The following is an 11,888-nucleotide window of genomic DNA, read 5'->3' on the forward strand; positions in this document are numbered from 1 at the left end:
CTGACCGTCTCTCTCTTATCTGATTTCCATTACCGCATCATGAATCCTCTGATATTTTCTATATGTTTTTTCATATTTCTTTATCGTTTCTGTATCCGGCATGTAAATGTTTTTTTCTTCCGATTCTGTCTTCCTTTTCTTCATCCCTGTATCCGCCATTGCGGCCAGAAGACAGATTCCGTATCCCGGACTTTCTTTTGTCTCATGTACTTCAATCTGCGTTCGCAGAACATTGGCCATGATCTCCATCCAGACAGGACTTCGGCTCCCTCCGCCGCTGACCCGCATCTTTTCCGGCGTTTCTTTCATTCCCATTGTTTCCAGTACTTCTCTGACTGCATAGGCGACTCCTTCCAGCACAGCCTGTGTCATATGTTCTCTCCTGGTATAACTGCCAAGATTCAAAAAAGCGCCCCGGAGACCTGCATCTGAATATAATGTTTTATCTCCGGCGATATGAGGATAGAATAAAACCTGATTGTCTCCCAGGACCTCCATTCTATCCTGATCAATACCCATCTGATCTGCCGAAAGAATCTGTTCAATCCACCACTTGTGAGCGCCTCCTGCTGCCTGCACCACACCCTGACAGATGTTAATCATCTCATTTCCTTTCGCACAAAACAGAACATTCTTTCCTTTTCCGTCAAAGTCTCCATCTTTTTTCGGATAAATGACAACTCCGGATGTACCAAGAGAGATAACAGGTTCTTTCTGGTCCAAAATTCCCATAGCTGCCGCTGTTGCGGGGTTATCTCCTGTCCCTGCAATTACTTTCACCGGATACGATATTTTCAGCTTCGCACACAGTTCCGGATGAATCATTCCTATCACATCACAGCTTCTGTGAATTTCCCCAAGCATCTCTTTTTTGATTCCTGTATACCGGAGCATGGTCTCTGACCACCTCTTAGTCTGAATATCATAAAAAGAACTTGTGGATGCCCCGCAGTAATCACAGCTGCAGCGGCCGGTCAGACGATAAACGATGTAATCATATGCTGTCATGATTCTGACAGTTTTTTTGAAATGTTCCGGTTCATTCTCCTTTATCCACAAAACATTCACCGCCGGACTCCCGGTAGAAATTATCTTTGAAATATAACGGGTTTCCTGATGCTCTGCTAGTTTTTTCTTTAAATCGTCAATTTCATCTTTTGTTCTTGTGTCATTCCACATGATCGCGGGACGGATGACCCTGCCCCATTTGTCCAAAAATACCGTTGTGTGCATCTGTCCCGTCACTCCGACTGCCGCTATCTTCTGTTCCCTGAATCGGGCCGTTACATGCTTCAGTTCGGAATACACTGCCTGAAACCAGATTTCCGGATTCATTTCTTTATACCCTTCTTCCGGTTCATCATATTGATAGTTTTGGGCAGAGTCATATAAAATTTCCTGATACTCATCCATCAGTATGGTCTTTAATGCGGAAGTTCCGATATCAAATCCCAAATAATACACTTTATCTCATCCTTCTTCAAATCCATTGATGATTCTGACCAGATCACACGCTGTCTGACGTACATTTTCTACTGCTTTCATACTTAATCCATACAGATCAGCTTCTTTGTGGTTGACTTCATATGCTTTTCCGAATGTTTTTATGTACGCCTGCCTGAGATCCGATCCATAATTGATTTTTGACATTTTATATGTTTTCATATTTCGTATCAGTTCAAATGAAATTCCCGAACCACCATGAAGTACAAGAGGGACTGGGGAAACTTCTGCAATTTCTTTCAGGAGCGGCAGATCGATTCTGGGAATTTCCTCTAATCCGTGTACATTTCCTATGGACACCGCCAGTGTATCGCACCCCGACCGGTCGACAAATTCCTCCACCAGAGCGGGATCTGTCTTACAGTCGGCTTCACTGCAGTTATCATCTTCCTTTCCGCGGATCGCGCCAAGTTCCGCTTCCACCGGTATATCATAGAAATGGCAGTATTCTGCCGCTCTGCGGACTGCTCTGATATTATCTTCAAATCCATATGCTGACGCATCCACCATGACGGAAGTAAATCCCGCGTCTACACATCGTCTGACATCTTCAAAACTTTTTCCATGATCCAGGTGAAGCCCGATGGGCGTTTCCGTATTTTCAAGAAAATCGCGGACCAGATCTGCGATCATCCCCGGATCTGATAGTTTCAGATTATTGGAGGAAATTTGTATAAAACCTGGAAGATGTGCGTCATTTAATCCAAGGATAATCGCTTTTGTCATTTCCAGATTGGTTGTATTAAACGCCGGAAGCAGCAAATTTTTCTTTTTTGCATATGCAAATAAATCAAATCCGTTTACTATTTTCATAAGCCTGTCTCCTCTGCTTTAAACCAAAGGTTTTTTTCTCTTTTTTTATCTTTGTCTTCTGCAGTACACAGAGCCTTAATGCAATCGCTGCGATTGCGGTCACAGCGATCACGGCTCCCCAGGGTCCATTTCGGACTGCCTGCTCTCCAACGGCAGGTATGATCAGTATCGCGACAGCCAGCAGAATCCAGCTGATCCTAAATATCAATTTTTCCATCAGAATTTATCTCCTATCTTCTTTATAACAGAATCCAGCTGTACTTCCGGTTTTGAAATTTCCTGACGGAAATATACATACACCCCTTTCTGATCCAATTCCTTCAAATGATCCAGGTCCTCTTTTGACACATATACTGTTGCCGTCGCATGAACCTGATTGCTTTCTCTCGGCGTCTGCCCTACATTGATTGATTCAAATTCAAATCCCTGCATGTACGCCTGATACGCCTGTTCGATGGATCGGAAAATAACAATGATTTTTCCATTTCCGAATTGATCTTCTTTATATTTCGCAACACCGTCTTCTACATTATAAAATTCTACGCTTGTTCCTTTTGGCGCCGCAAAGGTCAGAATCTGCTGCACAAATGTATCTTTGCTCGTTGTGTCATCAATAATGACGACTTTGGTCGCACTGTAATGAGGAATCCACACGCTTGCAACCTGCCCGTGAATCATTCTGAAATCTACTCGTGTCATACAAATCATAACCATTACCTCCTCATGACTCGATTATCTTAATGAGCTCCTTTCTTTCCTCTGCCCATTTTTTATATACATCCATTTCCAAAACTTCCGGATTTAATACACCGAAAGACGAAATATGATGGATGGTATTTGATATCCTCTGAAAAACATATTTCCATGAATTGATGACTGCGTCTGTCGTACTGCCGGCCAGATGAGCGGACAGTGTAATATTATCCAGCTTCCGAATCGGATCATCTTTATCCAGAGGCATTTTCGGATATACGTCTGTAGCCGCTCCGGCGATTTTCCGCTCCTTTAAAGCTTCTATCATTGCATCATAATTTACCATGGATGCCCTGGCTGTATTAATAAAATATGCCGTTGGTTTCATCATTTCAAACTGCTCTTTATCAAATGTATTCTCGTTTTCTTTCGTCTGTCTGGCATGAAGACTGATAAAATCTGACTCTTTACACAAAGTATCAAGGTCCGTCTTTTCAACATTATATTTTTTCATCTCGTCTTCTGTAACATACGGATCCACCGCAATGATTTTTACATGAAATCCGGACAGTTTTTCTGCCATCAGCTTCCCGATATATCCGAATCCAAACAGACCCACTGTCTTTCCATACAGATCCGGCATGATTGCATTATTTGAAAATTCTTTTACCAATCCGCCTGCTTTCATCAGAGCATGCTGTCTTGCAATATTTCTTGCTTCCGCGATCATCAGCCCGATCGCATAATCTGATACTGCATTTGCATTTCTTCCGGCGGCGTTTACAACCAGAATTCCTCTTTTGGTCGCCGCCGGGATATCAACATTTTCTGTTCCCGTTCTTGAGATTCCAATGACTCTCAGATTATGGAAACGATCCATCATAGCTCCTGACACGGGAGAAAATGATACCGCCAGCACTTCTGTATCCAGATTTTCTTCATATGCCGGCACCACAGGCTCAGGATCCGGCCCGAATTTTTCCAGCCGGTAAATATTCTTTATAAAATCCACTGATGGATCCGGATCAGTATATTCCCCGATCACAACAGGTTCCTCTGTAAATTTCTCAGCATATTCTCTCGAATACGTAATCTGTTCCCTGTAATTTTTATATAGTCCGTCATACATGCAAAGTACTTTCATTTTATCACCTCGTTTTTATCCTAAGATTCCTGCAAATCCGCATAACAGTCCAATAATAGTTGTTACGAGAAGCATTTTTACGAACTTGCCTCCCTTTGACATATAATTAAATCCACACCAGCAGAAAATCATCATCAATGCACCTGGCAGAGCTTCATCTAAGAATCCCTGAATCGTATAGTCATTGGTAATTCGGAAGACCGCATTGATATGTGCATTGCTCGCTGTCATAACTCCCATCATCGTAAATCCAATGACGCTGACTGCCAGCAGAATTTTCTGGAAAATCCCTTTTTGAAGAAGCTGTATAATAGACTGCCCTCCCAGATTATATCCAATCAGATGTGAGAACCAGCCAATCACGTTGGCCAAAATTCCCCACAGCATAATTCCAAATGCAGCATACCAGTGTCCGGCGATCGCTCCGGCAATGCAGATAGATTTTATAATAGAAATTGCAGTTGTCCAGAAAATAGAATCTCCCAATCCGGCCATCGGTCCCATCAGTGATGTTTCCATTGTAATAATATCCTGGCCCTCAATCGGCGCACCTTTTGATTTCTCTTCTTCCATTGCCAAAGATAAGCCATGAATACATGCTCCCATACAAGGCTCTGTAATAAACGGGGTCAGATGCCGGAGCATTGCTTCCTGGTATCCGTCTGGATCATTCTTATATAATTTCTCCAGTGCCGGCTTCATAATATACATATATCCAACACCAAAGAAATACTCAAGACTCTGAGATTCACGGAACCATAATAACGTTCTCATGTAAAGACGCGCATGATCTCTGATGGTCAGCTCACTCTTGGAACTGTCTACCTTCATCAGTGCTTTAAAGTCGATATCAAGTCCCTCGGATGACTCGTCCGGATTACTTGTAAATCTCATATAAAACAGTGCAAAGATAACAGCGAAAACTAAGATTGTCAGAGTTGTCCATCCGCATAAAGTGGACATGTAATAGCCTATGATAAAGAAAGGATACAATTCTTTACGTCCCATCATGGCACAGCATAAAATCAAACCAAGCGCAGGAAGCAGTCCTCCAACAACTGTAAATCCATTCATAATCCATTCTGGCAGTTTTGACACAATATCGCCCATCTGTGTTCCACCAAAATAGATCAATAAAGTCAGTGGAACCGCACGCACTATGTATGCAACCACCCATGGTCCCGCAAAAGCATCAATCCAGAGACTTTTATACTTTCTTTCCTTGATTCGTCTTTCCGCATCTCTGTGCCAGTAGGAGTTAATCAATCGGCGAAACGTGTCCACGAAAGATCCAACCAGACCAAAGGCGGTTGCAACAACCAGTGCCGTATTGGCATCCCAGTTAAATTTCAGGGCAATCGGAATGGCAATGATACTTGCAAGAGATACATCAGATCCCAGATTTCCTCCGACAGAATTCGCTCCGATAAACACCAGCCCAATGGTACCTCCAAGATACAATCCCTGCTGAACATCGCCGTACGCAAGGCCAAGAACAAATCCGACCAGTACTGAATCCTGCCATGTTGCCCAGGAATTCAGCGGTGCAATACAAAAATCCATCCAGGTAAACCAGTAAAAGGTTCCCAGTAAAAACGCTTCTAATAAAGTAAATTCCATAGTTTTTCCTCCAAATATTTTTTAACAGTTTCAGCGTTCCGTACTTTTTATCGGCTCACCCCCTCTTCTCCCGAGCAGGCATCCCGGCAGTTTCAAAATCAGGGAAAGAATACTCCGGATTCCTTTCCACAAAACTGCCCATTCGGCAAATTCTATGCTCCGATAGAACCTCTCTGCCTCTTTCTCTTCTTTTTTTCCTAAAGAGTCATGGCTTTTTATAAACATCATGGCTTCTTTTGTGATCGTCATTTCTATCCCTGTATTCAGCAGCTGATAACCCAGAAATATCAGAATCTCAATTCCTGCTGCTGTTATCCACATTCTGTTTCGTAAAAGAATCCCTGCCAGCAAAAGCACCAGCATGACCGGTCCTGATATCCTCAGCAGCATTAAAAAAGCTGTTTTCAAAGCATACAGTTTTTTCTTCTTTTGTCCTCTGATCCCAAAAACAATCTGACGCAGCGCATGACAGTAAAAATAAAGAGAGGATGAATTTTTACTCAATGAGCATATGTTCAATGTTTCACTTTTTATATCGTAATAATCAAACATACTGTGAAAATCGTATTTTATTTTCATCTTTCCGCCCATCTCTTTCAGAAACAATCGGACTGCCTGTTCTCCTGTCTGTCCCTTTGTTCCGTAATCCATGACCTCTTCTGTTATTTTCCTTATTCTCCTGTCACAAAGCAGCGAGATCAGAACTCCTGCCCATATAAAAATCAGGATTATTTCCATATTTCTCACCCTTTTCACATATCACTGTTCATTCCACTGCTTCCCTATATTTATGACAGCCTCTTTTCCCATTTTCGTAATCTCTTCGATCATATCGGAATCATTATTCTGTCTTGCATTCACCGCTGCCATCAGCATTCCCAGATTCATTCCGGATACCGCTCTTATTTCTTTGCTGTTCTCCAGGAAATACTGTATTACCTGGTTGAAAGGACTTCCCCCGAAAATATCCATTAAAAACACGGATTTTTCCGGCATGGCTTCCGCAATTTCTGCTATCCTCTTTCTGTATTCTTCCGTATGGTCGCCTTCTTCCAGTTCCAATGCCGTTACGTTCTCAACAGTTCCTAACACCATCTCCATGGTTCCTAATAATCCGGAAGCCAGCGGACCGTGGCTTAAAAGAATAATTCCCGGAATATCAGATTGGATTTCATTGATTTTTGTTCCTGTTTCTTTCATGTTTCACTCCTTTTCTTTCTTACTGTTTATCATTTCCATTTCTTAAGTTTATTATAGATTTGTTATGAGCGATTGTCAATCACATATTTCGCTCATTTTGCCATTATTATGATTATTTTGAGCGTTATTTTTGCAATATGAGCGTTTTGTGTTGACTTTTCCATCATTTTTGATATTATATATAATATAAATGAGCGATAACAATAGGAGGTATGACTATTTTGAACAATCGAAGACGCAACGCCGTCCTGCAATATATAAATGAACATAGAAAAGTTGTTTTCTCAGAATTATATCTGACATTTGATGTGTCTCCAGCCACTATGAGGAGGGACTTAACGGCATTGGAACAGAAAGGTCTGATCAAACGAACTCATGGCGGAGCCGAATCTCTTTCACCGGATTCGGAATCCTCTGCTTTTCCCAAAATCGACCGCAGAATCGGCCAGTGTGTCGCAGAGAAAGAATCCATTGCTCATTACGCTCTGGATCTGATCCAGGATGGATCTTCTATCATATTAGATGCGTCTACAACATGCCTCACACTGGCGCAGACAATTAAAAATACAAAGCTGCATCTGACAATCATTACAAACTATTTTGAAATTGCAAACATTCTGCTGAATACAGACACCATTGATATGTTATTTATTGGAGGATATGTACGAAAAGGATATTCTTCTACTTCCGGGATCATTGCAGAAGATAATCTTATGGATATGAACGCTGATATTGGTTTTATCGGTGTAGATGGCATAACGCCTGAGAAGGGATTATCAAACAATCAGCTGGATGTGATTGAATGGAAAAAACTGATCATAAAGAATTCCGGTGTTACTTATGTCCTGGCAGACCATACAAAATTCCATGCGGCTGCAATCCTTCAGATTGCGCCCTTATCTGATATTACAAATGTTATAACTGATGAAAAATTGCCCGATGAGCTATTGGATCGATTTGGAGAAGAAAAAAATAAAATCATACGGCTACATGGAAAACCGCATTAATTGAAAAGGAGAGGCTCGAACCTCTCCTTATTATTCTCAATCGATTCCTGACAGAGCATTTATAAATTCCGTGATAATCCGGGCAGCCGCTTCGGTATTCGACACGATTGCCGGATGTCCTCCTGTCGGAAAGAGATATACATGTCCGTTTTGAACCTGCTGCTTTATCTGTTCATATTCCTCTGCCAGATTGCTCCGGACCATAGGATCTTCCAGGCTTCCCAGAAATAAAACAGGAACCTCCAGATGATCCAGTGATTTTTGAAACAGGGGAAGTTTTCTCTCTGCGCATTCCATCAATGCTTTCGTGTCCAGGTCAACCACCTTTTCCCAGTCATCTCCCTGGCACCATTCATAAAACTGCCTTGCAGATGCATCATTTTTTGCAAAAGTTCTCTCGGCGATCAGTTTCTCTGCGAAATCATCTGCAAGCGTTCTGCCATCAAAACTGTCCGCAGCAACACTTTTTATCAAATCCGGTCGTTCCATTGCCGCATTGACAGCCGTCCAGGCGCCGCCGCTTGTGCCGGCAAGATTTACTTTCTGATACTTTAAATGCTCGATCAGTCCAATTACCTGTTTTGCCTGATTCATCCATACATCTGCCGGAAATTCATCCACTCTGTCTGATTTTCCATTTCCGAGAAAATCCATCAAAATCACCTTAAAATTGTCCTGATACAAAGGAAGCAGCACCTCAAACATTACAGAAGATGCCCATAATCTCTTCCTCCTTTTTCTCTGCTTCTTAACATTAATTTTCAATCAGATATTCTGCCACATGCTCATCTGTGATCAGAACGTTCACCAGTTTTTCTCTCAGTACGGCGCGGATTGCTTCTTTTTTCCGCATCCCATATGCGACACCGATCCGAATCGGGATCTTCTTGAAATCTTCCAGGCGGATGCAGGTAAGTCTGCCCTCATAGGAATCGTCTATGACCTTTCCGTCGGCATCAATAATATGAAGCAGGAATTCTCCGATTCCTCCTTTTGCTCTCAGACGGTCGTACTCACTCTCGTCTGCAATCCCTACGTTAGCCCCGAAAGAATCTTTATCCAGTGTGCCGATTCCCGTCACTGCCATATCCACATTCTGAATCTTTGTCATAGTCTCCCTGATGCAGGGTTCTTCCAAAAGTTCCCTGCGGATTTTTTCGGAGGACACGATCGGCGGCACCGTAAAATGATAACTGTGTCCATGGAACAGTTCTGCGATCATTTCCACATTTTGGTTGGAATAAGCAATCCGGTCTTTTTCGTCTGTATCCGGAGGCATATTATACTCCGCAAACAGCGGCAGCACTTCGATTCCTTTTGTATTCAGAAATTTCAGCCGGACATCCTCTTTCATGCAGTCTGCGATTCCATACAATGTATGCCCATTAGAAAAAGCAATCGACATTTTCTTCTTTAGTACCCTCAGGATATAATCGGCCGCATAGGAGGCAATCTCTTTCCCCATGTCTCCGTCTGATTTTTCACACACAATGACGGCTTCTTTCAATCCGTATTTTTCCTCCAGAAGTTTCTCCTCTCCCGGTTCGATATCGTCCGGATAGTTTACTTTGAATTCAATATAGCCTCTCTGCCTGGCCTGGGCTACCGTTCTTGATATGGTCGTCCTGGAAACGCCCAGTTTCTTCGCGATTTCTACCTGGGATAATCCCTGGATATAATGCATTTCCACTACTTTGACAATAAATCTTTCCTCTCGCAATATGTCCACCTTCCACTCGTATCATTTCTATCAGTATAAGCAGAGACAGAAGCATTGTCAAATCTAATCCAGGAGAACGCTGACCCGGTATCTTCCCGGTTCGCTGGCATAAGCGTAGGCTTCCTGAATCTGATCCAGCCGGAATGTTTTCTCCTCAATCAATTTGGAAACGTCGATAATGCCTGAACTAAGCGCCCTGGCTGCTTCTTCAAAATCTCTGTTATCTGCTCCGAAAGTTCCCAGAACTTCCATTCTGCGGTAATGCACGGTATTGGAGTCAATCTCGATCTCCGGCGCCGGATAACCCGCGGCAAACAGGAGAATTCTTCCATCTTTTTCTTTCAGCATGGAAAGGCCCTGCTGATTGGCGCTGGTAGCTCCGACCGCAACGATGACCGCATCGGCTCCTTCTCCGTCAGTGAGCTTTTTCACCGCCTCCACCGGATCCTGTCTGCTGCAGTCAATGACTTCAAATCCCATAGAGCGGGCGGTTTCTATTTTTTTCTCCAGCATTTCAGATACAATGACGCGGCATCCATAGGCTTTTGCCGCCTGAGCATTGATTAATCCCATGGTTCCGGCGCCGATGACAACAACCGTCTCAAAAGGTTTTACTCTCAGTTTTTTCATTCCGTGGAGCACGGTTGCCAAAGGTTCCAGGAACCCTGCTTCTGACGGTTTCACGCTGGATCTGATCTTAAATAATTCATTGATTGATTTTACCGTATAATCAGAAAATCCAAAAAATCCCCACTTATATCCATCTTCCGTATCACTGGCATATTCATCGCACTGATTTGGCTCTCCGTTTCTGCAGGCTGCGCAGTGTCCGCATCCCGGATATCCTGCAGCGACCAGATCGCCCGGAACCAGATCCCTTACTTTTGCTCCTGTTTCCTTCACAATTCCCGCTGCCTCATGACCGCCTGCCATAGGATACCCCTGATGCTCTCTGAGTCCCAGCCACTGCTGATAATCGGTCGTACAGATATTACAGGCTTTCATATCCAGCAGCACATCGTAATCTCCCAGTTCCGGAAGAGGTCTTTCTCTGACCTCCGCTGTTCCTTTTTTCGTCAGACACGCAAATCTCATTTTCCTATCGCTCATATCATTCACCTTCCTACTGATCTTTTCCGTCGCTTCCAAATAATTTTATATAATGCTGCACTTTCGCTTTATATCCTTCGGCTGCCGCAGCGTCCGCATCCCACATATTAGCGGAAGGATTTCCAAATTCACCAAGTTCCCTGTTTTTTTCCATACTCTCAAAATCCACGCCAAGATACTTTTTCATGGATTCCAGTCCTGCATTGCTCAGATCTGTACAAAGATTGACTTTCTGAATTCCTGTACGAACCGCCCTGGCAAGATTATCATCTCCGGTTCCTGAGCCTCCGTGCAGAACAAGCGGAATATCCACCAGCCGGTCCAGCTCTGCCAGAAGTTCAAAGTCCAGCTTCGGAGTTCCTTTATAGGTTCCGTGTGATGTTCCCACAGATACTGCAAGACAGTCAACTCCCGTCTGTTCTACATATTTTACTGCTTCTTCCTTATTGGTCAGTCCAGCATCTCTTGTGGCTTCATACTCATATCCCTGTCCCACATGACCAAGTTCCGCTTCCACGGAGACTCCCAGGGCATGGGCAGTCTTAACGATTTCCGCAACTTCTCTGACATTTTCTTCAAAAGGGAGAGTCGAGCGGTCCACCATAACAGAACTGAATCCAAGCCGGAGCGCCTGAATGATTTCCTCATAATCTCCGCCGTGATCCAGATTCAGCGCCGCTGTCACATCCGGAAATTTCTTTTCGTAAAAACGTACCGCATCCACTGTTTCTTCTATTTTATGGATTGCTGCCACATCCAGTATGACCGGCGCCTTTAATTCCTGCGCGGCCTCATATGCAGCCTTTACCGTATTGAGACTCCATACATTGGGAGCCGCAACTCCATACCGTTCCTTTTTTGCCCGGCAAAGCAATGTTCCCATGTCTATGATCATCGTCATTCCTCCTTTCGAAATGTGTATTAATTTCTTTATAATGTAATTATGTATCAATTTTTATCTGCTGTCAATTCCTTTTTGCGAAATGTTTAAAATATATGATAAAATTACTCAAAAAGAAAGATTTTTCCACATTGCATTTTACCCGGATGATTTGAACTCTGCGGCGGGGAGCTGTAT

The 11,888-nt window shown here is 43.2% G+C and carries 13 protein-coding genes; 1 reads left to right on the plus strand and 12 read right to left on the minus strand.

Annotated elements, in window-relative coordinates; all coding sequences use genetic code 11:
• Positions 1 to 15: 15 nt before the first annotated feature.
• The 8 genes from JMF81_RS05580 to JMF81_RS05615 are packed head-to-tail and all read right to left on the minus strand — an operon-like array spanning position 16 to position 6,973.
• The gene (locus JMF81_RS05580; RefSeq protein ID WP_201310464.1) at positions 16 to 1,464 is read right to left on the minus strand and encodes a xylulokinase; all 1,449 of its coding nucleotides are present in this window, start codon (positions 1,462 to 1,464) and stop codon (positions 16 to 18) included.
• A 6-nt stretch (positions 1,465 to 1,470) separates the two neighbouring features.
• On the minus strand, positions 1,471 to 2,316 hold the full coding sequence (locus JMF81_RS05585) for a class II aldolase (protein ID WP_201310465.1): 846 nt from the start codon (positions 2,314 to 2,316) through the stop codon (positions 1,471 to 1,473).
• Positions 2,294 to 2,533 (minus strand): hypothetical protein, encoded by a 240-nt coding sequence (locus JMF81_RS05590; protein WP_201310466.1) that lies wholly within the window; start codon positions 2,531 to 2,533, stop codon positions 2,294 to 2,296. Before JMF81_RS05590 ends, JMF81_RS05585 begins: the two co-directional genes overlap by 23 nt.
• The gene (locus tag JMF81_RS05595; protein ID WP_201310467.1) at positions 2,533 to 3,024 is read right to left on the minus strand and encodes a PTS sugar transporter subunit IIB; all 492 of its coding nucleotides are present in this window, start codon (positions 3,022 to 3,024) and stop codon (positions 2,533 to 2,535) included. Before JMF81_RS05595 ends, JMF81_RS05590 begins: the two co-directional genes overlap by 1 nt.
• 13 nt (positions 3,025 to 3,037) lie before the next feature.
• Positions 3,038 to 4,153, minus strand: a complete 1,116-nt coding sequence (locus JMF81_RS05600) for a 2-hydroxyacid dehydrogenase (RefSeq protein ID WP_201310468.1) — start codon at positions 4,151 to 4,153, stop codon at positions 3,038 to 3,040.
• A gap of 15 nt (positions 4,154 to 4,168) precedes the next feature.
• Positions 4,169 to 5,773 carry a PTS system mannose/fructose/sorbose family transporter subunit IID gene (locus JMF81_RS05605; RefSeq protein ID WP_201310469.1) on the minus strand — a complete coding sequence of 535 codons (1,605 nt, stop codon included), beginning with the start codon at positions 5,771 to 5,773 and terminating at the stop codon, positions 4,169 to 4,171.
• Positions 5,774 to 5,803: 30 nt separating this feature from the next.
• Positions 5,804 to 6,511 carry a zinc metallopeptidase gene (locus tag JMF81_RS05610; protein WP_201310470.1) on the minus strand — a complete coding sequence of 236 codons (708 nt, stop codon included), beginning with the start codon at positions 6,509 to 6,511 and terminating at the stop codon, positions 5,804 to 5,806.
• A gap of 21 nt (positions 6,512 to 6,532) precedes the next feature.
• Complete coding sequence (locus JMF81_RS05615; RefSeq protein WP_201310471.1) at positions 6,533 to 6,973, minus strand: PTS sugar transporter subunit IIA; 441 nt, start codon at positions 6,971 to 6,973, stop codon at positions 6,533 to 6,535.
• 221 nt (positions 6,974 to 7,194) lie between these two features.
• Here JMF81_RS05615 and JMF81_RS05620 point away from each other — a divergent pair, with 221 nt between their 5' ends.
• Positions 7,195 to 7,980, plus strand: a complete 786-nt coding sequence (locus JMF81_RS05620; RefSeq protein WP_201310472.1) for a DeoR/GlpR family DNA-binding transcription regulator — start codon at positions 7,195 to 7,197, stop codon at positions 7,978 to 7,980.
• A 36-nt stretch (positions 7,981 to 8,016) separates the two neighbouring features.
• Here the strand turns inward: JMF81_RS05620 and JMF81_RS05625 are convergent, their stop codons facing one another.
• The 4 genes from JMF81_RS05625 to JMF81_RS05640 form a co-directional block, all read right to left on the minus strand.
• Positions 8,017 to 8,745, minus strand: a complete 729-nt coding sequence (locus JMF81_RS05625; protein ID WP_243282548.1) for an alpha/beta fold hydrolase — start codon at positions 8,743 to 8,745, stop codon at positions 8,017 to 8,019.
• Entirely contained in the window at positions 8,735 to 9,700 is a 966-nt protein-coding gene (locus JMF81_RS05630) for a sugar-binding transcriptional regulator (protein ID WP_201310473.1), read from the minus strand. The genes JMF81_RS05625 and JMF81_RS05630 overlap by 11 nt, the downstream gene beginning before the upstream one ends.
• 63 nt (positions 9,701 to 9,763) lie before the next feature.
• Positions 9,764 to 10,810, minus strand: coding sequence for a zinc-dependent alcohol dehydrogenase (locus JMF81_RS05635; protein ID WP_201310474.1), 1,047 nt, complete (start codon positions 10,808 to 10,810; stop codon positions 9,764 to 9,766).
• A gap of 13 nt (positions 10,811 to 10,823) precedes the next feature.
• The gene (locus JMF81_RS05640; RefSeq protein WP_201310475.1) at positions 10,824 to 11,705 is read right to left on the minus strand and encodes a class II fructose-bisphosphate aldolase; all 882 of its coding nucleotides are present in this window, start codon (positions 11,703 to 11,705) and stop codon (positions 10,824 to 10,826) included.
• Positions 11,706 to 11,888: the final 183 nt, after the last annotated feature.

It is taken from the genome of Anaerostipes butyraticus (assembly GCF_016586355.1).
GTDB lineage: Bacteria > Bacillota > Clostridia > Lachnospirales > Lachnospiraceae > Anaerostipes > Anaerostipes butyraticus.

Bases quoted from the DNA above. Each gene is read 5' to 3' on its own strand.
- JMF81_RS05615 (WP_201310471.1), bottom strand. From the start codon at position 6,973: ATGAAAGAAACAGGAACAAAAATCAATGAAATCCAATCTGATATTCCG.
- JMF81_RS05640 (WP_201310475.1), bottom strand. From the start codon at position 11,705: ATGATCATAGACATGGGAACATTGCTTTGCCGGGCAAAAAAGGAACGG.
- JMF81_RS05610 (WP_201310470.1), bottom strand. From the start codon at position 6,511: ATGGAAATAATCCTGATTTTTATATGGGCAGGAGTTCTGATCTCGCTG.
- JMF81_RS05595 (WP_201310467.1), bottom strand. From the start codon at position 3,024: ATGATTTGTATGACACGAGTAGATTTCAGAATGATTCACGGGCAGGTT.
- JMF81_RS05600 (WP_201310468.1), bottom strand. From the start codon at position 4,153: ATGAAAGTACTTTGCATGTATGACGGACTATATAAAAATTACAGGGAA.
- JMF81_RS05585 (WP_201310465.1), bottom strand. From the start codon at position 2,316: ATGAAAATAGTAAACGGATTTGATTTATTTGCATATGCAAAAAAGAAA.
- JMF81_RS05605 (WP_201310469.1), bottom strand. From the start codon at position 5,773: ATGGAATTTACTTTATTAGAAGCGTTTTTACTGGGAACCTTTTACTGG.
- JMF81_RS05635 (WP_201310474.1), bottom strand. From the start codon at position 10,810: ATGAGCGATAGGAAAATGAGATTTGCGTGTCTGACGAAAAAAGGAACA.
- JMF81_RS05590 (WP_201310466.1), bottom strand. From the start codon at position 2,533: ATGGAAAAATTGATATTTAGGATCAGCTGGATTCTGCTGGCTGTCGCG.